General features: G+C 67.2%; 18 protein-coding genes and 1 rRNA gene. 7 read left to right on the forward strand and 12 right to left on the reverse strand.

Going from position 1 to position 20,795, the window contains the following annotated elements:
• Positions 1-12 precede the first annotated feature (12 nt).
• Together LJ754_RS11275 and LJ754_RS11280 are read left to right on the forward strand one after the other, a co-directional pair.
• Positions 13-1,644: a sensor histidine kinase gene (locus tag LJ754_RS11275; RefSeq protein ID WP_227926635.1), complete on the forward strand. Its 1,632-nt coding sequence runs from the start codon at positions 13-15 to the stop codon at positions 1,642-1,644.
• The gene (locus tag LJ754_RS11280) at positions 1,641-2,399 is read left to right on the forward strand and encodes a response regulator (RefSeq protein ID WP_227926636.1); all 759 of its coding nucleotides are present in this window, start codon (positions 1,641-1,643) and stop codon (positions 2,397-2,399) included. The genes LJ754_RS11275 and LJ754_RS11280 overlap by 4 nt, the downstream gene beginning before the upstream one ends.
• Here the strand turns inward: LJ754_RS11280 and LJ754_RS11285 are convergent, their stop codons facing one another.
• Positions 2,400-4,319: an AMP-binding protein gene (locus tag LJ754_RS11285; protein WP_227926637.1), complete on the reverse strand. Its 1,920-nt coding sequence runs from the start codon at positions 4,317-4,319 to the stop codon at positions 2,400-2,402.
• A 270-nt stretch (positions 4,320-4,589) separates the two neighbouring features.
• Between LJ754_RS11285 and LJ754_RS11290 the strand changes: the two genes are divergently transcribed.
• From LJ754_RS11290 to LJ754_RS11305, 4 genes are read left to right on the forward strand one after another with little or no spacing between them, the layout of a single operon-like run.
• The gene (locus tag LJ754_RS11290; protein WP_227926638.1) at positions 4,590-5,285 is read left to right on the forward strand and encodes a GntR family transcriptional regulator; all 696 of its coding nucleotides are present in this window, start codon (positions 4,590-4,592) and stop codon (positions 5,283-5,285) included.
• Positions 5,282-6,799 carry an MmgE/PrpD family protein gene (locus LJ754_RS11295; RefSeq protein WP_227926639.1) on the forward strand — a complete coding sequence of 506 codons (1,518 nt, stop codon included), beginning with the start codon at positions 5,282-5,284 and terminating at the stop codon, positions 6,797-6,799. Before LJ754_RS11290 ends, LJ754_RS11295 begins: the two co-directional genes overlap by 4 nt.
• Complete coding sequence (gene prpB / locus LJ754_RS11300) at positions 6,800-7,705, forward strand: methylisocitrate lyase (RefSeq protein WP_227926640.1); 906 nt, start codon at positions 6,800-6,802, stop codon at positions 7,703-7,705.
• 43 nt (positions 7,706-7,748) lie between these two features.
• On the forward strand, positions 7,749-8,882 hold the full coding sequence (locus LJ754_RS11305) for a bifunctional 2-methylcitrate synthase/citrate synthase (RefSeq protein WP_227926641.1): 1,134 nt from the start codon (positions 7,749-7,751) through the stop codon (positions 8,880-8,882).
• A 213-nt stretch (positions 8,883-9,095) separates the two neighbouring features.
• On the opposite strand, the gene LJ754_RS11310 is transcribed toward LJ754_RS11305, so the two are convergent.
• The 10 genes from LJ754_RS11310 to LJ754_RS11355 all read right to left on the reverse strand — a co-directional run bounded on the left by LJ754_RS11310 (position 9,096) and on the right by LJ754_RS11355 (position 19,129).
• Entirely contained in the window at positions 9,096-9,596 is a 501-nt protein-coding gene (locus LJ754_RS11310; protein WP_227926642.1) for an 8-oxo-dGTP diphosphatase, read from the reverse strand.
• On the reverse strand, positions 9,596-10,537 hold the full coding sequence (gene xerD, locus LJ754_RS11315) for a site-specific tyrosine recombinase XerD (RefSeq protein WP_227910853.1): 942 nt from the start codon (positions 10,535-10,537) through the stop codon (positions 9,596-9,598). The genes LJ754_RS11310 and xerD overlap by 1 nt, the downstream gene beginning before the upstream one ends.
• Positions 10,538-10,865: 328 nt before the next feature.
• Entirely contained in the window at positions 10,866-11,534 is a 669-nt protein-coding gene (locus LJ754_RS11320) for an NUDIX domain-containing protein (protein WP_227926643.1), read from the reverse strand.
• Positions 11,535-11,538: 4 nt separating this feature from the next.
• Positions 11,539-13,233, reverse strand: a complete 1,695-nt coding sequence (locus LJ754_RS11325) for a CTP synthase (protein WP_283996589.1) — start codon at positions 13,231-13,233, stop codon at positions 11,539-11,541.
• A 63-nt stretch (positions 13,234-13,296) separates the two neighbouring features.
• Complete coding sequence (gene recN, locus LJ754_RS11330) at positions 13,297-15,018, reverse strand: DNA repair protein RecN (RefSeq protein ID WP_227926644.1); 1,722 nt, start codon at positions 15,016-15,018, stop codon at positions 13,297-13,299.
• Positions 15,015-16,049 (reverse strand): NAD kinase, encoded by a 1,035-nt coding sequence (locus tag LJ754_RS11335; RefSeq protein ID WP_227926645.1) that lies wholly within the window; start codon positions 16,047-16,049, stop codon positions 15,015-15,017. The genes recN and LJ754_RS11335 overlap by 4 nt, the downstream gene beginning before the upstream one ends.
• A gap of 53 nt (positions 16,050-16,102) precedes the next feature.
• Entirely contained in the window at positions 16,103-16,969 is an 867-nt protein-coding gene (locus LJ754_RS11340) for a TlyA family RNA methyltransferase (protein WP_227926646.1), read from the reverse strand.
• 1 nt (position 16,970) lies between these two features.
• Positions 16,971-17,198, reverse strand: a complete 228-nt coding sequence (locus LJ754_RS11345; protein WP_227926647.1) for a hypothetical protein — start codon at positions 17,196-17,198, stop codon at positions 16,971-16,973.
• Positions 17,199-17,301: 103 nt separating this feature from the next.
• Positions 17,302-18,303 (reverse strand): HAD-IIA family hydrolase, encoded by a 1,002-nt coding sequence (locus LJ754_RS11350; RefSeq protein WP_227926648.1) that lies wholly within the window; start codon positions 18,301-18,303, stop codon positions 17,302-17,304.
• A complete protein-coding gene (locus LJ754_RS11355; protein WP_227926649.1) occupies positions 18,293-19,129 on the reverse strand; it encodes a hypothetical protein in 837 nt (278 codons plus the stop codon). Before LJ754_RS11355 ends, LJ754_RS11350 begins: the two co-directional genes overlap by 11 nt.
• On the opposite strand from LJ754_RS11355, the gene LJ754_RS11360 reads away from it, so the two are divergent.
• Entirely contained in the window at positions 19,082-20,140 is a 1,059-nt protein-coding gene (locus LJ754_RS11360; protein WP_227926650.1) for a hypothetical protein, read from the forward strand. The genes LJ754_RS11355 and LJ754_RS11360 overlap by 48 nt on opposite strands.
• A 283-nt stretch (positions 20,141-20,423) precedes the next feature.
• Here the strand turns inward: LJ754_RS11360 and rrf are convergent.
• A 5S ribosomal RNA gene (gene rrf / locus LJ754_RS11365) occupies positions 20,424-20,540 on the reverse strand.
• Positions 20,541-20,795: the final 255 nt, after the last annotated feature.

Consider the following 20,795-nt stretch of genomic DNA (forward strand, 5'->3'; position numbering starts at 1 on the left):
GAAGGATGGAACGTGCGGAGATGGAGCCTGGCCGGCCGGTTGTTCCTGGGCCAGCTGGCATTCATCCTGTGCGTCTCCGGGGGAATTGCCTGGGGCCTCTATCAGCAGGCCGAAGAGAACACGTATGAGGAAACCGGCGAGCGCATGCTGGCTGTGGCCGGAACGGTTGCCGCCAGCGACACCGTACGGGCAGCAGCAGGCGCCTTCCCGGACGGCCAGGTGTCCGGCGACTCTGCCCTGCAGGACTATGCGCAGGAAGTGATGGCCGGCGTCGGCGTCGATTTCGTAACCATCATGGACACCGACCGCACCCGCCTGACCCACCGCAACCCCGAGCAGATCGGCAAACCCTACATCGGCTCCGTGGACCAGGCCCTGGCCGGGAAGAGCTTCACGGAGACCTACACCGGCACCCTCGGTCCTTCGGTCCGCGCCATCACGCCGGTGCGCGACGACGCCGGCAATGTCACCGCCCTGGTTGCAGCCGGGATCACCGTGGACCGGGTGGGGATTGCGCGCGACGCACGGCTGCCGGAGCTGTTCGCGATCGATGCCGCTGCGCTCGCTGCGGGAGCGCTGGCCTCCTATCTGCTCAGCCGGTACCTGCGCCGCGCTACGTACGGACTGGGTCCGGCCGAGCTGGCGCATATGTTCACCTTCTACGACTCCGCGCTCCACTCAGTGCGGGAAGGACTGCTGCTGCACAACAACCGCGGAGAATTGGTCCTCTACAACGACGAGGCAGCCGCCCTATTGGGACTGCCGCCCCGGGGCGCCGGCCTGGAGGTCCCAGAGCTCCCGGACCTGCCCGGCCCGCTGGCCTCCCTGCTGCGCACCGGCCGGGATGCGCGCGAGGAAGTCCACCTCACCGGCGAGCGCATCCTGGTGGTCAACCAGTCCGACGCCGTCTCCCCCGGTCCGCACGGCCGGCGCTTTGGCATCGTGACCACGCTGCGGGACTGCACCGACGTCGAATCCCTTACCGGCGAGCTCGCCTCCATGCGTACCTTGGCGGACGCGCTCAGCGCGCAGGCGCACGAGCATGCCAACCGCGTACACACCCTCGTCTCCCTGATCGAACTTGGCCGCAGCGAGGAGGCGCTCCGATTTGCCACCGCGGACCTTGAACAGTCCCAGCACCTCAACGACGAGGTCCTGGCGGGCGTGGAGGAACCGGCGGTGACCGCACTGCTGATGGGCAAGGCCGCCCAGGCCCGCGAGCGCGGCATCGACCTCGAAATCACCGTGGCAGCCGCGGGCGGGCGGTTCAGCGGCGGCGGTGTGGAACCGGTGGAACTGGTGACCATCATCGGCAACCTGCTGGACAACGCCTTCGACGCCGCCGCAGGTTTAGTCACGCTCTCACTGGGCAGCGACGACGGTGCGCTTCTGATTGCAGTAGAGGACGACGGGCCGGGGGTCGATTCCGATGTACTCGAACGTATCTTCGAACAGGGGTTCAGTACCAAGCAGCTCCCCGAGGGGCGCACCGCCTCCGGGCGCGGCATCGGCCTGGCCTTGGTCCGGCAGGCCGTCAACCGGCTGAGCGGGCGCATTCAGGTGCTTCCCGGCCACGGGGCATGCTTCCGGGTGGATATTCCCCTCCCCTCCACTGAGGCCGCACCCGCTGGGGGACGGCCATGACCGATTCCAAGACGATCGGTGTCCTGGTGGTGGAGGACGAGGAAATCCCCGCCGAGGCGCATGCCGAGTATGTCCGCCGCATCCCCGGCTTCCGGCTGGCAGGCATTGCCCGCACCGGCACCGAAGCCATCACGGCCCTGAAGGTCGACGCAGCACCGGGCAGCGGGCCGGGCAGCGGATCGGGCAGTGGATCCAACACCGGATCCGACGCCGGACAGGGAATTGACCTGGTACTGCTGGACATGAACTTGCCGGACCTGCACGGGCTGGACCTGCTGCGCCGGATCCGCGGGGCGGGCCTGCCCGTGGACGTTATTGCCATTACCGCGGTTCGGGACCTGGCCGTGGTCCGCGGCGCGATGTCCGGCGGCATTGTCGGTTACCTCATCAAGCCCTTTACCTTCTCGGCGTTCAGCACCAAGCTCACCACCTACGCGGAATACCGGCGGCGGATGGGCGAGCAGGCGGCGTCGACCACCCAGAGCGAAGTGGACAGCGCGTTTGCGGCGCTGCGCCCCACCGTGGCCACCCCGCTGCCCAAGGGAATGTCCGGGGAAACCCTGGAAGCGGTGGCCGACCTGCTCAAGCGTGCCCCTTCCCCGCTGTCGGCCTCCGAGGTTTCTGCGGAACTGGCAATGTCCCGGATTACGGCGCGGCGGTACCTGGAGCACCTGGCCGAGGAGCAGTCGGTGCTGCGCTCGCCGCGCTACGGGACCCGGGGCCGGCCCGAGCTGGAGTACAGCTGGCGCTGGTAGCTAACGGGTTGAGGCTTCGGGCCGCAGCAGCGGCGCCAGTGCGTCGATGACTCCCGGGTCCTCGATGGTGGAGGGCACCGTGTGGGGTACGCCGTCGGCGATCTGGCGCATGGTCTTGCGCAGCACCTTTCCGGAGCGGGTCTTGGGCAGTGCGTCCACCACCTGCACGTCCTTGAAGTCCGCCACGGCACCGATCCGCGAGCGCACCCGCTCCACCAGCTCCGCCTGCAGCCGGCCGGCGTCGATCTCCGAGCCGGACTTGAGCACCACAAAACCGCAGGGCCGCTGGCCCTTGACCGGATCCGCGACGCCGATCACCGCGCACTCGGCCACATCCGGATGGGAGCCTACGGCCTCCTCCATGGCCCCGGTGGAGAGCCGGTGCCCGGACACGTTGATGACGTCATCGGTGCGGCCCATCACGTACACGTAGCCGTCCTGGTCCCGGTAGCCGGAGTCACCCGTGGCGTAGTACCCCTCGAAGACTTCCAGGGATGCGGCCCGGTAGCGGTCATCACTGCCCCACAGGGTCCGGAGGGTGCCCGGGGGCAGCGGCAGCTTCAGGGCAATGTTGCCCTCGGTTCCGGGCGGAACCTCGGTGCCGCTTCCGTCCAGGATGCGCACATCGAAGCCCGGCACGGGCACGGTGGGCGAGCCCGGCTTCACCGGCAGCTCCTGCAACCCCACGGGGTTGGCGCAAATGGCCCAGCCGGTTTCGGTCTGCCACCAGTGGTCGATCACCGGCACCTCCAGGGCTGTGCCCGCCCAGTCCATGGTGGCGGGGTCCAGGCGCTCGCCGGCTGAGAAGAGGTAGCGCAGCCGGGAGAGGTCGTAAGTGTCCGGCTCGGCGGCGTTGGGGTCCGCCTTGCGGATCGCGCGCAGGGCGGTCGGGGCGGTGAACAGGACGTCCACGCCGTGGTCGGCGGCCACCCGCCAGAAGGCGCCGGCGTCGGGGGTGCCCACCGGCTTTCCTTCGTACAGCACGGTTGTTGCCCCGGCGATCAGGGGCGCATAGACGATGTAGGAATGCCCCACCACCCAGCCGACGTCCGACGCGGTCCACATCACCTGCCGCGGGCCGATTCCGTAGATGTTTTCCATGGACCAGGCCATGGCGACGGCGTGGGAGCCGTTGTCCCGCACCACCCCCTTGGGTGAGCCGGTGGTGCCGGAGGTGTAGAGGATGTACAGCGGATCCGTGGCGGCCACGCTCACCGGTCCGGCGGGTGCCGCGGCGGCGGCGAGCGCCGTCCAGTCCAGCCAGGCCGCCCCGCCGGTGCCGTCGTACTGCTTCCGGCTGGCGGTGAAGCCGTCGCGTTCGGCGACGACGACGGCGCCCACCCGGTGTGCCGCGGTCTCCAGCGCTTCGGCCACGGCGGGCAGGTACTCCACCCGGCGCTTGGGTTCCAGTCCCCCGCTGGCCGTCACGATCACCTTGGGCCCGGCGTCGTCGATCCGGGCTGCCAGTTCACGGGGCGCGAAGCCGCCGAACACCACCGAGTGCACCGCACCCAGCCGGGCGGTGGCAAGCATGGCGATCACGGCCTCGGGGATCATCGGCAGGTAGATGATTACCCGGTCCCCCGCGGCCACGCCCAGGCCGCGGAGCACACCGGCGAAGGTTTCCACCTCGGCCAGCAGTTCCCGGTAGGAGTAGGTGCGCTGCGTCCCCAGCATTGCCGAGTCATAGATGAGGGCCGCGTTGTCTCCGCGGCCCGCTGCAACATGCCGGTCCAGGGCGTTGACGCTGGTGTTCAGCCGGCCGTCGGGGAACCAGGCATAGAGGGGCGCCTTGGAAGTGTCGAGGGCGAGTGCCGGAGGGGTGTCCCAGTCCACCAGGGCTGCTGCCTCCAGCCAGAAGCCCTCGGGATCCGACATACTGCGGGCATAGGCCTCTGCATAGGTGTCGCGCTCGCCCATCTGAATCCTCCTTGATCCGGCGTGGTAGGCGCCATGGTACCTGCGCAGCTGCGCCGCTCAATGGTGGGCCGGAAGACCCGGGTGGGGATCTCGACCGGATGCAGTACTCCCGCATGGCTGCGTCACACGGACAGCGTCGACAATGAAGGCCCATCTGTATACAGAGCCGCAGGTCCAGCGGCCAATTGTGAGCCCGGATACGTTAATTTGCTCTCTCGTGTATACACTGTGGTGAAAGTAACGCAGGTATCTGACGCAAGGAGGCGGACTATGCGGGCAAGTGACCGCGCTTATGCCACCTTGCGGCAGGACATTGTGGATTGGCAGCTGCCTCCCGGGACGGTACTGGGCGAAGTTGAGCAGTCCGCCCGGCTCGGGGTCTCCCGCACTCCGCTGCGCGAAGCCCTCAGCCGCCTCACCGCCGACGGACTGGCCGCTCCGCACAGCGGGCGCGGCGTCGTCGTTACCGGCATTTCCCTGGACACCGTGGCTGAACTCTTCGAGCTGCGGCAGGCGCTGGAATGCAAGGCAGCGGCGCTCGCCGCGGTCCGCGGGCAGGAAGCTGCCTTCCGTACGCTGGCCACCCGGTTCCGTGCTGCCGGGGAACTGATCGGATACGCGGACAGCGACCGCACCGGGTACTACGCCCTGGTGGCCGAGCTGGATGCTGCCATGGACGAGGCCGCAGCCAACGCCTATCTGGTGCAGGCACTTCGCAACGTCCGCCTGCATCTTGCCCGCGTCCGGCGCCTGGCGAAGGACAACCCGCAGCGGCTGCTTGAAACGGCCGCGGAACACGCCACCATTGCCGACGCCGTTGCCGCCGGAGATGCGGACCTTGCCTCCGCCGCCGTCGCCGTCCACCTGCACAAAAGCCTCGAACACCTCCGGTCCGCCCGGACCGCCGCCCCCGGGACCACCGTCCCCGGGCGGACTACTACCCCTGAAATAAAGGACAAACCGTGAACCTGCATAAAGTACGCGTCTACCGCAGCGATGAGAAGCTGGCCCGCGAGGACCAGCTGGCCTACAAGATCGCCAAGGTTGCCGCCGACCCCGTGGACGTCACCGACGACGTCACCGACATGGTCATCAACCGCATCATCGACAACGCCTCCGTGGCCATCGCCTCCCTGAACCGCGGACCCATTGTCGCCGCCCGCGCCCAGGCGCTGTCCTTCTCCCCTTCCGCCCACGGCAAGGGCGCCTCGCTCTTCGGCGTGCTGGCCAAGACCAGCCCCGAATGGGCTGCCTGGGCCAACGGTGTGGCCGTGCGCGAACTGGACTACCACGACACCTTCCTGGCCGCTGAGTACTCCCACCCCGGCGACAACATCCCCCCGGTCCTCGCCGTCGCCCAGCACACCGGCGCCTCCGGCCGGGACCTGATCCGCGGCATCGCCACCGGCTACGAAATCCAGGTCAATCTGGCCAAGGCCATCTGCCTGCATCGGCACAAGATCGACCACGTGGCCCACCTCGGCCCCTCCGCCGCCGCCGGCATCGGCACCTTGCTGGGGCTCGACGTCGACACCATCTTCCAGGCCGTGGGCCAGGCCCTGCACACCACCACCGCCACCCGGCAGTCCCGCAAGGGCGAGATCTCCACCTGGAAGGCGCACGCCCCGGCGTTCGCCGGCAAGATGGCCGTGGAAGCCGTGGACCGCGCCATGCGCGGCCAGACTTCCCCCACCCCCATCTACGAAGGCGAAGACGGCGTCATTGCATGGATGCTGGACGGCCCCGACGCCGCCTACGAAGTGCCGCTGCCTGAAGAGGGCGAAGCCAAGCGCGCCATCCTGGACACCTACACCAAGGAACACTCCGCCGAATACCAGGCCCAGGCCTGGATCGACCTGGCCCGCAAGATTTCCGGCGAGCACCCCGAAGCAGCGGATCCGGCCAACGTGGAAAGCGTCCTGATCGCCACCTCGCACCACACCCACTACGTGATCGGCTCCGGTGCCAACGATCCGCAGAAGTACGATCCCACCGCATCGCGCGAAACCCTGGACCACTCCATCCCGTACATCTTCACCGTTGCCCTGCAGGACGGCGCCTGGCACCACGTGGACTCCTACTCCCCCGAACGCGCCGGACGCCCGGACACCGTGGAGCTGTGGCACAAGGTCACCACGGTGGAGGATCCGGAATGGACCCGCCGCTACCACTCACTGGACATCAACGAGAAGGCCTTCGGCGGCAAGGTCACCATCGTGCTGACCGACGGCACCGTCATCACCGACGAAATTGCCGTGGCGGACGCACACCCGCTGGGCGCCAAGCCGTTTGCCCGCGAGCAGTACATCAACAAGTTCCGCACCCTGGCCGCCGGCCTGGTCTCCGAAGAGGAGATCGAACGGTTCCTGGCCACCGTGCAGCGCCTGCCCGAACTGGCCGCCGGCCAGCTGGACCAGCTGAACATCACCGCCGCCGACGGCGTCATCAGCCCCGCCGCCGCACCGAAGGGACTCTTCTAAATGCTGTACTCCTCCGTTACCCCCGAAGCGAAGCGGATCGCCTTCCGCGAAGGCCTGGCCTCCGGTACGCTCCAGCAGTTCCCCGGCGCCTTCAACCCGCTCTCAGCCCGCCTCATTGAGGAAAAGGAATTCGACGGTGTCTACATCTCCGGCGCCGTGCTGGCCAATGACCTCGGCCTGCCGGACATCGGCCTGACCACCCTCACCGAGGTGGCCACCCGGGCCGGGCAGATTGCCCGAATGACCAACCTGCCCGCCATCGTGGACGCGGACACCGGATTCGGCGAGCCGATGAACGTGGCCCGCACCATCCAGGAACTCGAAAACGCCGGCCTGGCCGGCTGCCACATCGAGGACCAGTTCAACCCCAAGCGCTGCGGCCACCTGGACGGCAAGAACGTGGTGGACACCGAAACCGCAGTCAAGCGGATCCGTGCCGCAGCGGACGCCCGCCGGGACCCGAACTTCCTGATCATGGCCCGCACCGACATCCGTGCCGTGGACGGCCTGGAAGCGGCGCAGGACCGCGCCCGGGCGCTGGTCGACGCCGGAGCCGACGCCATCTTCCCCGAGGCCATGAAGTCGCTGGACGAATTCGCCGCCATCCGCGCCGCCGTCGACGTCCCGATCCTGGCCAACATGACCGAGTTCGGCAAAAGCGAGCTGTTCACCTATGAGGAGCTCTCCTCGGTGGGCGTGAACATGGTGATCTACCCGGTCACCTTGCTGCGCAGCGCCATGGGCGCAGCCGAACGGACGCTGGAGACCATCAAGGCGCACGGCACCCAGGAAGCGGACGTGCCCAATATGCTCACACGTGCGCGTTTGTACGATCTGGTGGATTATGAGGCGTACAACCACTTCGACACGTCCGTTTTCAATTTCCAGGTTCCGGGCACCCGCTAGGACCGGCCAGGCATTTACCGCACTTTCGAAGGAGCCAGCAGCAATGACTGATACCCAGATCCACAAGGGCCTGGCGGGGGTACTCGTAGACACCACCCGCATTTCCAAGGTCAACCCGGAAACGAACTCCCTGCTTTACCGCGGCTACCCGGTGCAGGAACTCGCCGCCCGGTGCAGCTTCGAAGAGGTGGCCTACCTGCTCTGGAACGGCGAGCTGCCCACCGAGGCACAGCTGGCGGAATTCACCGACGGGGAACGCGCCCAGCGTGCCCTCACCCCGGAACTGAAGGCCGTGATCGATGCCCTGCCGGTAACCTGCCACCCCATGGATGTGTGCCGTACCGCGGCGTCCGTCCTCGGTGCGTCGCATGAACTGGCCGAGGACTCCTCGGTGCAGGCCAACATGGAGAAGGCAGTCAGCCTGTTCGCTGCCATGCCTGCCGTGGTCGCCTATGACCAGCGCCGCCGGCGCGGCCAGGAACTGGTGGAGCCACGCGAGGACCTCGGCTATTCAGCGAACTTCCTGTGGATGACCTTCGGCGAGGAAGCCGCCCCCGAGGTGGTGGAGGCCTTCAACGTCTCGATGATCCTGTACGCGGAGCACTCCTTCAACGCGTCCACGTTCACCGCCCGGGTGATCACCTCCACCCTCGCGGACCTGCATTCAGCCGTCACCGGTGCCATCGGCGCCCTCAAGGGCCCGCTGCACGGCGGCGCCAATGAGGCCGTGATGCACACCTTCGCGGAGATCACGCAGAGCGCGGCCGACGGCGACGTCGCGGCCCACGCCGCTGCCTGGCTCGATGAGGCGCTGGAGCAGAAGAAGAAGATCATGGGCTTCGGCCACCGGGTCTACAAGAACGGCGACTCCCGGGTGCCAACCATGAAGGCCTCCCTGGACAACATGGTCAAGCACTACGACCGTCCGGACCTGGGCGAGCTGTACACGGCCCTGGAATCGGCCATGGGTGAGCGCAAGAACATCCTGCCGAACCTGGACTACCCGGCCGGTCCCGTCTACCACCTGATGGGCTTCGATACGCCGACCTTCACGCCGCTGTTCGTGGCGGCCCGGATCACCGGGTGGACGGCGCACATCATGGAGCAGCTGGAAGCCAACTCCCTGATCCGGCCGCTGAGTGAGTACAACGGGGCTGAGGAGCGGCACCTGCCGTAGGTTTCATCTCTAGCCTTGGTGAGGTCTGAGGTCCCGAGGGTCCCGGAACGGCGGCAACGAAATTCCCTGCTCGCAGAGCTCGCAAGGAATATTAAAGCCGCCTTCCTCCGGGACCCTCGGGGCCTCCTCTGCGTCTTAGCTCCCTATCCGGATCCGGACTCTTCATCCCCTGCTTGGTTCCGTACCGGGAGCACGGTCCTTGGGTTTGGGAGGTTAGGAAAAGACGATGCTGGCCACGTTGACGTTGTCGTCGGCGATGGTGACAACGGCATCGAAGTATTCGCCAGACAGCAGGCGGGGCATCCAGTGCGCCGAGTCCGGCCACATGCTGGCGTAGGGCATCTCCCCGGGGGCATACCAGGCGGGAAGGATTTCGGAGGTCTCCACCGGTTCCCCCTCCCAATGGTGCGCCCGGAACAGAACCGTGGACATGTCCAAGACCGGCTGTGCGGGGAATATCCATTCGATGGTGCCTGCACGCTGCAGGTCTGCTTCCTGCACTGCTACGCCGGATTCTTCCTGGACCTCGCGGACGGCCGCCTGTTCCGGGGTCTCCCCTGCTTCAATATGCCCGCCGAGCGTGACCACGCGGCCGAGGCCGAAGCCGGTCTTCTTCAGTCCCATCAGCACCTGGGTACCGTCCCGGGTATCCCGGAAGAGGAAGCACAGGACCACCGGGGAAGCCCGGAAGGACCGTCCGGCGGCGGAATCCATCAGAGCGCCCGGGGGTGTGCCGCCGCGTAAACCTCGCGCAGGGTTTCGGCGGTGACGAGGGTGTAGACCTGCGTGGTGGTCACCGAGGCGTGGCCGAGCAGCTCCTGGACCACACGCACGTCGGCTCCACCTTCAAGCAGGTGGGTGGCAAAGGAGTGGCGCAGTGTGTGCGGGGAAACGTCGCGGCCGATATTGGCTTTTTCGGCGGCGTTTTTGAGGATGGTCCAGGCGCTCTGCCGGGACAGCCGGCCGCCGCGCGCGTTCAGGAACAGCGCAGGGGTTCCCTTGCCCTTGGCCGATGCCGCCGGGCGGCCGCGGACCAGGTAGTCGTCCAGCGCGCGTGCGGCATAGGAACCCAGGGGAACGAGGCGCTCCTTGGAGCCCTTGCCGAACAGCCGCACCACGTCCGGACCCTTGGCCGGAATGCGTTCCAGGGACAGGTCATCCACATCCAGCCCCACGGCCTCGCTGATGCGCGCTCCGGTGGAATACAGGAATTCCAGCAGGGCACGGTCGCGCAGGCCTGAAGGGGTATCCAGCGAGACGGCCTCGAGGATGCGGGTCACTTCGCTGACGCTGATGGCCTTGGGCAGGCGCTTGCCGGCCATGGGCGGGTGGACGTCCGACGCCGGATCCGCGGTGGTCATGCCCTCCAGCGCCCAGAAGCGGTGCAGGCCGCGCACCGCTACCACGGTCCGGGCTGCCGAACGCAGGCTCAGCGCGGAGGCGCCGTCGGAGCCTTCCGAGATGGACTGGGCGAAGGCTGTGACGTCGTGCCGGGTGATGCGGGAAATGTCCTCCACTCCCCTGGCGCTCAGGAAACGTGCGTAGCGGAGCAGGTCGCGGCGGTAGGCATCCAAGGTGTTCACGGCCAGGCCGCGTTCCACGGCCATGTGCTGCAGGTAGCTGCCGATGGCACGGCCGGCAGGGGTGGACCGCAGCTCCTCGGCAGCCGAGCGGGCCGTGGCCGCACGCGAACGTGCGGGTGCCTTCTGGGCCGCTGGAGACTTGGCTGCTGTCTTGGGCGCTGCCCTGGGCACCGGCGGAGCCGCGGGCTCAACCGCGGGCGCAGGCGCCGCCGCCGACCGGCGGGCGTCCGGCCCGGCGGTCCGGTCCAGCTCAGCCAGATCCGCGTCCCGCAGCCGGCGGGCCTCTTCGGACTCCAGATCCAGCTTCAGGGTGGGGTTGAGGGACCCGTTGAGGTTGATGGCTATGGTGTCGTTGCTGTTGTGCGCGGAAGCGTCAGCGCTGGGCATGGCGTGGTCCCGGCTAGCGCACCGGGCCGTTGGCCCAGGTGGAATGCTGCGAGTGGTGCTCGGGCCACGGTGCATTGGCCGGGCGGAGACCGCGGAAACCGTTACCGCGGGCCACCGCGGCAGCCAGGACGGCAGCTACCGCGGACGGGCTGTGCATCCGTCCCTGCAGGGCCGCCTCCACGGCGACGTCCAGGTCCACCCACTCCACCTTGATTTCGGCTTCTTCATGGGTGCGGGTGTGGCGCTCCGCTTCGGGCACCTCGGAAATGCCCCGCGCCAGGTAGATGCGCAGGGCTTCCCGGGAGGAACCCGGTGAGAGGAACAGGTCGGTCAGGACCTGCCATTCGGAGGCCACTAGATCAGCTTCCTCTGCGAGCTCGCGGGCGGCGCCGACTTGGAAGTCTTCACCCTCCACATCCAGCAGGCCGGCCGGGATTTCCCACAGGGTCATCCGCACCGGGTGCCGGTACTGGTTGATCAGGAGCACCTGCCCAGCGTCGTTCATAGCCAGGATAGCCACGGCGCCGGGGTGGGTGATGTAGTCACGGACGAGGGGCTCGCCGCCGTCGGTCAGGGTGAATTCCTCCTTGACCACGTCCCAAACCGGACCGTTGTACACCGTTTCGGATGCCAGCAGCGGGCGTGGGCTTTGTTCGTCTGCGAACCCCTCTGTCCGTGCCATGGGGCTAGGCCTTGCCGCTCTGGTGTGCCAGGGCAGCCTTGACGAGTCCGGCGAAGAGCGGGTGCGGACGCGTCGGGCGGGAGCTGAGCTCCGGGTGTGCCTGCGTGGACACGTAGTACGGGTGAACGTCGGCGGGAAGCTCGACGAACTCCACCAGGCCGCCGTCGGTGGTGGTTCCGGAGAACACCAGGCCGGCGTCGGCAATCTGGTCGCGGTACTGGTTGTTGACCTCATAGCGGTGGCGGTGGCGCTCGGCCACCTCCGTCTTGCCGTAGGTCTTGGCAACCACGGACTCCGGCTCCAGCTTGGCGTCCCAGAGACCCAGGCGCATGGTGCCGCCCATGTCGCCGCCGCCGTCAACAATGGCCTTCTGCTCGGCCATGGTGGCGATGACCGGGTACTGGGTGTCCGGTTCGAACTCGGAGGATGAAGCACCTTCGAGGCCCACTACGTTGCGGGCGTACTCGATGACCATGCACTGCAGGCCAAGGCACAGGCCCAGCGTCGGGAGCTTGTTTTCCCGGGCGTAGGTCAGGGCGCCGAGCTTGCCTTCGAGGCCGCGGATGCCGAAGCCGCCGGGCACGCAGATGGCGTCCGCGCCGGCCAGGGCTTTTGCTGCACCTTCGGGGGTGTCGCAGTCATCGGAGGGAACCCAGCGGATGTTGACCTTCGCCTTGTTCGCGAAGCCGCCGGCACGCAGCGCTTCGGTCACGGACAGGTAGGCGTCCGGCAGGTCCACGTACTTGCCCACCAGGGCGATGTCCACGTGGTGCTTGGGGTTGTGCACGGACTCGAGCAGGCGGTCCCACTTGGTCCAGTTGACGTCCTTGAACTTCAGGTCCAGGTGCTGGACGATGTACGCGTCCAGGCCCTGGGAGTGAAGGGTCTTGGGGATGTCGTAGATGCTCGGGGCGTCCGGGCAGCCGATGACCGCGTCAACGTCGACGTCGCACATGCGGCCGATCTTGTTGCGCATGGCGTCGGGCACCGGGCGGTCCGAGCGGATCACGATGGCGTCCGGCTGGATGCCGATGGAGCGCAGCGCGGCCACGGAGTGCTGGGTCGGCTTGGTCTTCAGTTCCTGGGACGGGCCGATGTACGGCACCAGGGAGACGTGCAGGAAGAAGACGTTGCTGCGGCCGATGTCCTGGCGGACCTGGCGTGCCGCTTCGAGGAACGGCTGGGACTCGATGTCGCCTACCGTGCCGCCGATTTCGGTGATGATGACGTCGGGGGTCTTCTTCGCCTCGGAGGGCAGGCGCATCCGGCGCTTGATCTCGTCGGTGATGTGCGGAATGACCTGGACCGTGTCACCGAGGTATTCGCCCCGGCGCTCCTTGGCAATAACCGTGGAGTACACCTGTCCGGTGGTTACGTTGGCGGAACCGTCGAGGCTCTCGTCAAGGAACCGCTCGTAGTGTCCGATGTCGAGGTCGGTCTCCGCACCGTCGTCGGTCACGAAGACTTCGCCGTGCTGGAAGGGGTTCATTGTGCCCGGATCCACGTTCAGATACGGATCGAGCTTCTGCATGGTCACCGCTATGCCGCGCGACCTCAACAGATGGCCGAGACTTGACGCTGTCAGTCCCTTACCGAGTGAGGACGCCACGCCACCGGTGACGAAGATGTGTTTGGTCGTAGAAGACGACTTGGGAAACCTGGAATTTGATCGCTGCACCACGGAGTTCGAGCCTATCACCTTTTATTGATTCGAGTAGAACCTGCACTGGATCCGCCGGAGACTCGGGTCTCCGGCGGACGGTTATTGGAGATGTCCCGCTGCTTCCAGCAGTTCCTCGGCGTGGGCGCGTGCCGTTGCCGAATCCTCCTGGCCGGCCAGCATCCGTGCAAGTTCCTTGATCCGTTCCTCGTGGCCGAGCACGCGGACGTCGCTGGCGGTGACGCCCGTGCCGTCGTCGGCCGCAGTGGAGGTCTTGATCACACGGATGTGATGGTCGGCGAAGGCTGCCACCTGCGGGAGGTGGGTCACCACGATCACCTGCACGTGCCGGGCGAGCATGGCCAGCCGCCGGCCGATTTCGACGGCGGCCTTGCCGCCGACGCCGGCATCCACTTCGTCGAAAATGAAGGTGGGCACCGGGTCCACGGCGGCGAGCACCACTTCGATAGCCAGCATAACGCGGGACAGTTCACCGCCGGACGCGCCCTTGCCCAGCGGGCGGGCAGGCGCACCGGGGTGCGGCGCCAGCAGGAAGGCAATGGTGTCAGCGCCGTGCGGACCGGGCTCGCCGGCGGGCTCCACCTCGATGACCAGGTTGGCGTCCTTCATGGCCAGGGCCGTCAGCTCGTCACTGACCCGCTGTGCCAGTTCCGCGGCCGCTTCGGTCCGCAGCTTGGTCAGGGCCGCTCCCCTGTTCTCCAGCGCCTCGCCCAGGGCAGTGATCTCCGCTTCCAGGGCTTCGATGCGCGTGTCATCGGAGCTGAGCTCGACAAGCCGTTTGGCGCTTTCACCGCTCCACTGAAGCACGCCGTCGATGGACGAGGCGTACTTGCGGACCAGCCCGGCCAGCTCAGCGCGGCGGGACTCCACTTCGGCCAGCCGTCCCGGACCCTCGGAGTCAAGGGAGGCACCGTAACTGGCCAGCTCGGTGGCGATGTCCGCGAGGATGTAACCCACCTCGGCCAACCGCGTGCCGGCATCGGCCAGCGCCGGGTCATGTTCGCCGGCGGATTCCAGTTGGCGTTTGGCGGCGTCCACCAGTGAGGTCGCGTCGCCGCCGTCGGCGAAATCGTCGGCAATCAGGGCCGCGTGGGCTCCCACCGCTGCGGTCCGCAGCTCTTCGAGGTTGCTCAGGCGCATCGCCTCGGCCTTCAGGGACTCGTCCTCCCCCGGCTGCGGGTCCACGGCTTCGATTTCTTCCAGTGCTGCGGTGAGGTATTCGGCCTCGCGCAGACGGTCCCGTGCCTGGTCCCGCAGTTCGGCCAGTTCCTTGGCGGCGGCGCGCCAGCGGGCGTAGTCCTCACGGTAGGCGCCCAGCTCCGCAGCCAGCGGCGCTCCTGCATATTTATCCAGCGCCTCGCGCTGCGCGGCGGCGCTCTTGAGACGCAGCTGGTCCGTCTGCCCGTGCACCACCACCAGGTGTTCGCCCACCTCGGCCAGGACACCCACCGGAGCAGACCGGCCGCCCACGTGGGCCCGGCTGCGGCCGTCGGCGTTAACGGTGCGTACCAGCGTCAGTTCAGCGGCGCCGTCGTACTCCTCGAGTTCGGCTCCCGCTTCGGCGGCGCGCACTGCGGCGGCGCTATGCGGGTCGACATGGACCAGCGCCTCGGCGACGGCGGACTTGGCTCCGATGCGCACGGCACCGGCGTCGGACCGGGCGCCAAGGAGCAGCCCAAGGGCGGTGATCACCATGGTCTTGCCCGCGCCGGTTTCACCGGTCACCACGGTAAAGCCCGGACCGAGGTCCAAAGTGGCATCGGTGATGACGCCGAGGTCCCTGATGCGGATTTCCTCAATCATTCGACCACGCCTCCATTGTCCGAAGCTGCTTTGTCCGAAGCTGCACTGTCCGACACGGCCCTGGTTTCCCCGACCCGAGCCTCCGCGACCCGGGCCGCGGGGCTCAACTGGGTGCCCGGGACCGGGCCGGACACCGGCCCGCGCCAGCCGGTGGTGGGTAGCTGGAATTTCCGGACCAACCGTTCCGAGAAGGGCGTTTTGTGGGTGCGGGCCAGCCGTACCGGGGTGGCCGACCGGGTGACCTCGACCCGGGAGCCCGGAGGCAGGTCCACGCTGCGCCGCCCGTCGCACCACAGCACCCCGGAGGCGTCCGTGCGGGTGAGGATTTCCACCGCCAGGACGGATGTGGGCGCCACTACGAGGGGCTTGGCAAACAGGGCGTGGGCGCTGATGGGGGCCAGGAGCAGGGCTTCTACCTCCGGCCAGACGACGGGGCCACCGGCGGAAAAGGCGTAGGCCGTGGAACCGGTGGGGGTTGCCATCACCACGCCGTCGCATCCGAAGGAGCTGATGGGGCGGCCGTCGACCTCCATGACCACTTCCAGCATCCGCTGCCGGTCGGCTTTCTCCACCGCTGCCTCGTTCAACGCCCAGGTGTGGGCAATCAGCTTGTTGCTGTGCCAGACCTTAACGTCGATGGTCATCCGCTCTTCGACGGTGTAGGCGCGTTCCACCACCCAGTGCACGGTTTGGGCCAGGTCCGCGCGTTCGCTTTCGGCCAGGAAACCCACGTGGCCCAGATTGACGCCCAGCAAGGGCACGGTTGTTCCGCGGACCAGTTCAGCGGCCCGCAGGATGGTTCCGTCCCCGCCCAGGACCATGCCCAGGTCCACATCTTCCAGTGCCACGTCCTCGTCCAGGATTTCGGTGGGCGCCGTGAGCACCCCGTATTCAGCTTGGATGTCTTCGAGGTCGCAGCGGCGCATTACCGGCACGAGGCCGGAGGAATGAAGCTGGGTGCAGGTTTCCTGGGCAGCAGTCATGGCGTCCCGCCGTCCCGTGTGGGCCAGGACCAGTATCCGTCTGCTCATCTGCGTCTTCATCCTTTTCCGTCTACGGGCAATGTGTACGGCACGCCCACCCGTCAGTCTTCTACGGCCGGTTCGTGCTCCGCAAACCGGTCGAATCCGGCGAACGCTTCCCCAACCAGCCGGGCGGCTGCTTCCTCCGCCTGCTGCGTATCCTGCCCGTTCTCCTTGCCCCGGTCCTTCCGCTGTGCCGGTACCTGCAGCCACATAAAGAACTCCACGTTGCCGTTCTGTCCCGGCAGCGGGCTGGGAGCGATACCGGCTATATGCAGTCCTGCGGCCAAGGCTGCGGCGGCAACTGCCGTCACGGCCAGGCGGTGCTGCCCCGGATCAGTAACGACGCCGGTACGGTCCAGCCTCTCACGGCCCACCTCAAACTGCGGCTTCACCATCAGCAGCAGGCTGCCCCCGGGGCGTGTGGCTCCGGCAAGGGCGTCCACCACCATGGTCAGCGAGATAAAGGACAGGTCGGCAACAGTCAGGTCAACGGTGCCGCCAATATGCTCAGGGTCCAGGTACCGCACGTTCATGCCCTCATAGACGCTGACGCGCGGATCCTGCCGCAGCGGTTCCACTAGCTGACCGTGTCCCACGTCCACCGCGGCTACGTGCGCGGCGCCTGAGCGCAGCAGGACGTCGGTGAACCCGCCGGTGGAAGCACCGGCATCCAGGCAGCGCAGCCCCTGCGGCTGTACGGCGGGGAAGGCGGCCAGGGCACCGGCCAGTTTGTGGCCGGCACGGCTGACGTAATCCGGCAGGCCGTCGTCGAGCACTTCAAGGGACTCAGAAGCGTCCACCGGCGTTGACGCTTTGGCCGCGGGCCTGCCGCCGCGCAGGACGCGGCCGGCGGCAATCAGCTTGGCAGCCTGGGTGCGGGAGCGGGCCAGCCCGCGGGTCACCAGTTCCTGGTCGAGCCTGGACATCCTAGCGGCCTGCACGGGGGCCGCCCGGCATAGGGGCACCGGACGCTGCTGCCACATCCGGTTCAGTGTTCAGTTCTGCCAGCAGCCCGTCATGCAGGACGGCGTAGGCAGCCGTCTGTCCGGACACCGGCTCTCCGGCGAGAGCGGAAAGTCCCTGCAGCAGGGCATCCACAGCGGGGTCCCCCGTTGCTGCCGGAGGATCCGGCCACGCGGGATGGGAATCGGGCATCTGTGGTCCTCCTGGAAATGGCTATTGAGGCGGTGTGTTCAGGCAGTGTGTTCAGGCGGTGTGTTCAGGCAGTCCCGTAACGGGCGAAGCGTCTGACGGAAGCTTATCCGCGCCCGGTGACAGTCCAGCGGATCTCGGGGGTTGAAGCCGTTGCAACATCCGGCCGGGCCCCCCACCAGGCGGCGCAGGCGGCCCGCCAGCTGTCCAGATCCGAGGAATCGCCGTCGATCACCAGGACGTTGTCCTCCACCCAGGCAGCAGCGTTCCCGCAGCGATAGCGGGCGCCGTCGACGGTCGTCTCCGGATAGGGCGCAAAAAAAGCTTCCAGGTTGCTGATGAGGTACACCGGGCGTTCGGGAGTGCGGGCCGCCAGCGCAGTCAGGGGTGTATCCACCCCGGTGAGGACCAGGGCGGTGTCGAAGCCGGCATTGGTGCCGCCCAGGATGTCCGTGTCCAGGCGGTCCCCCACCACCAGCGGGCGGTGGACGCCCAGGTGGCGGGCCGCCGTCGTAAACAGCGGCGCCTCCGGCTTGCCGGCCACAAACGGAACTTTGCCGGTGGCGGCGCCGACGGCGGCCACGAGGGTGCCGTTGCCGGGCGCAATACCGCGGGCCTGGGGAATGGACAGATCAGTGTTGGTGGCCACCCAAACCGCGCCCCGTCCGACGGCGAACGCGGCCTCGGCCAGGTCCTTCCAGCCCAGGGACGGATCAAATCCCTGGATGACGGCATCGGGCTGGTCATCAGCCGACCTGACCACGGTGAGCCCCTGCGCTTCGACGGCGGCGGCCAGCGTGGCGCTGCCGGTCACCAGGACTCTGGCTCCGGGTGCCACCTTCTCGGCCAGGAGTTCAGCGCCGGCCTGCGCGGATCCGAAAACAGTTTCCGCCGTTGCGGGCGCACCGAGCTCGCGCAGGTGCGCTGCAACCGTTTCCGAGGAGCGTGAGGCGTTGTTGGTGACGTAGGCAAGCTGAACGGATACATCCGCCAGCCGTCCCAGTGCCTCCACGGCTCCGGGTATGGCATGCGGACCGGCGTAAACCACGCCGTCCAGATCGGAAAAGACCGCGTCATACCCGGAGACCAGGGAGGTATCAGTCGTCAAGGTGCTGGTGCTCCGTCTCGTCGGCGTCTTCGCGGGCGGTTTCCTCATCGTCGTCGTCGCCGAGGTCCAGGTCCTTCACGGTGACCTCGACGTCGTCGGCATCATCGATGTCGCCCACCTCTGTGAGCAGGGCTTCCTGCTCGTCGCCGGGCAGTGCATCCGCGTCTGCGTCCACCACCGAGTTGTCCTTGGAAACCGGTGCTTCAGCCTCGAAATAGGCACCTGAGCGGTCCTCGCGGGGCTCGGAGCGGCGGTCCTTGCGCTCTTCCTCTTCAGGGACGAGGTCGAAGATCTCCGGCTCGGCGAAATCACCCAGACCGAGGGCACTGTCGGCACGAAGGGCCTGCTTGCGCCACTGTTCGGCTTCGTCGTTGCGGCCGACCAGTTCCAGCGCGTCTGCGTAGGCACGGAACAGGCGCGGGCTGTAGGAGAACGCACGGTTGCGGTCCAGCTGCGGGATTTCCAGGGCCGTGACGGCGGCTTCGAACTGTTCCATGTCCATGCGCGCACCGGAGGCCACGATGGCCAGCTCCACCTGACCGGCGACGTCCAGGTCCTTGGCGTCCTCGGAACGGACCAGGTCCAGTGCCCTTTCCGGGTGACCCAATCCTCGTTCGCAGTCGGCCATCATCGGCAGGTAGGCGTTGGAGCCGCTTATCCGGCGGTACGTCCGGAACTCACGCAGTGCTTCGCCGAAGTGTTCGGCAGCATAAGCGGTGAGGCCCACTGCCTCGCGGACTACGGCCATGCGGCCGCCGCGGCGGCTGGCTGCCAGGGCGTGCTGGAAAGCCAGCTCCGGCTCGTCGTCGATCAATCGCCCGGCCATCACCAGGTGCTTGGAGACCCACTCGCCGTTGACCTCTTCGAGGTTGCGCAGCTGGGCACGGGTTACCTTGTCCAGTTCCTGGCCGGTGACGTCCTCGTCGATTTCCGGGGAACGCTCACGGTCGGGACGGTTGGCGCTGCGCAGGTCCTTCGCATTGCGGGGCCGCGGTGCTGCCGGGGCTTCGTCGCGGCTGAAGGACGGGCGCTCCGAACGCTGTGCCGGGCGGTCGCCACGGGGCGGACGGCTATCGCGCTGCGGACGATCATCACGCGAGAACGGCTTACGCTCACCGTCACGGGGCGGACGGCTGTCACGCTGCGGACGATCATCACGAGAGAACGGCTTACGTCCGGCGGAAGCACCGCGGTCACCGAAGGAGCGACGCTCCCCATCACGCTGGGGACGATCATCACGAGAGAACGGCTTACGCTCACCGAACTGCTTGCGCTCACCGTCACGGGCCGGACGGTCATCACGGCTAAACGGCTTACGCTCACTGTCACGGGGCGGACGGCTGTCACGCTGCGGACGCTCATCACGAGAGAACGGCTTACGCTCACCGTCACGGGGCGGACGGCTATCACGCTGCGGACGCTCATCACGCGAGAAGGGCTTGCGCTCACCGTCACGGGGCGGACGGCTATCACGCTGCGGACGCTCATCACGCGAGAAGGGTTTGCGGCCAGCGGAAGCACCGCGGTCGCCGAAGGAGCGACGCTCACCATCACGGGCCGGACGCTCGTCACGGCTAAACGGCTTACGCTCACCATCACGGGCAGGACGGCTGTCACGGCTAAACGGCTTACGCTCACCGTCACGGGCAGGACGGCTGTCACGCTGCGGACGCTCGTCGCGCGAGAACGGCTTACGCTCGTTCGAACCGCTGCGCTGGCTGGCAGGCTTGCGGTCTTCCCAGCGTTTGGGGGCATTACGGTCATTCGTGGCGGGGCGGCCCTGGGAATCCCGGCGCGGTGCGCCGCTTCGATCCTGGTCCCTGTTGTTCTGCTCTGACATGCTGGCTAGTTCCTCTCGTCGTGAGCCGACCAACGGAATTTACTGCAGTCGCTCGTCACTATGTACCTGTAATGGAGATGTAAAAGTTATGGGAGGCGTTCAACGCCTCAGCTAATTCTAGTGCAGGCGGGCCCCTCCCACCGATTCACGGGCGTGTATGCGAGGCCGGATCGGGGTGAGCCTCGCCACCCCTGGCCTGCCGCCTGGCAGTCCGGATCGGTTGGCGGGTTAAACAGGTGAGGCCCGTACCAACACTGGTACGGGCCTCACCCCACAAATTGTCCGGCGGTGACCTACTCTCCCACACCCTCCCGGATGCAGTACCATCGGCGCTGTGGGTCTTAGCTTCCGGGTTCGGAATGGGACCGGGCGTTTCCCCCACGCTATGACCGCCGTAACCCTTCCACCCGCACCACACACCCAAAACAACCAGGCATGCGTGGGGAAAACAATGGTCACGAACATCAAACAGACGTAAGCAAATATTCAAATATAGTGTTCATTCGTTCCCAGGGGAACAACCCTCACGGGTTGTTGTCCGGGAACCACATAGTGGACGCAAGCAGCATGATCACAACACCCTCTACATTGGGAAACCGTTTGAAGTCGTGTTTCCCCAGGTGTTGATGTGGTGTAAGTTATCGGCCTATTA

Source organism: Arthrobacter sp. zg-Y40 (assembly GCF_020731535.1).
GTDB lineage: Bacteria > Actinomycetota > Actinomycetes > Actinomycetales > Micrococcaceae > Arthrobacter_B.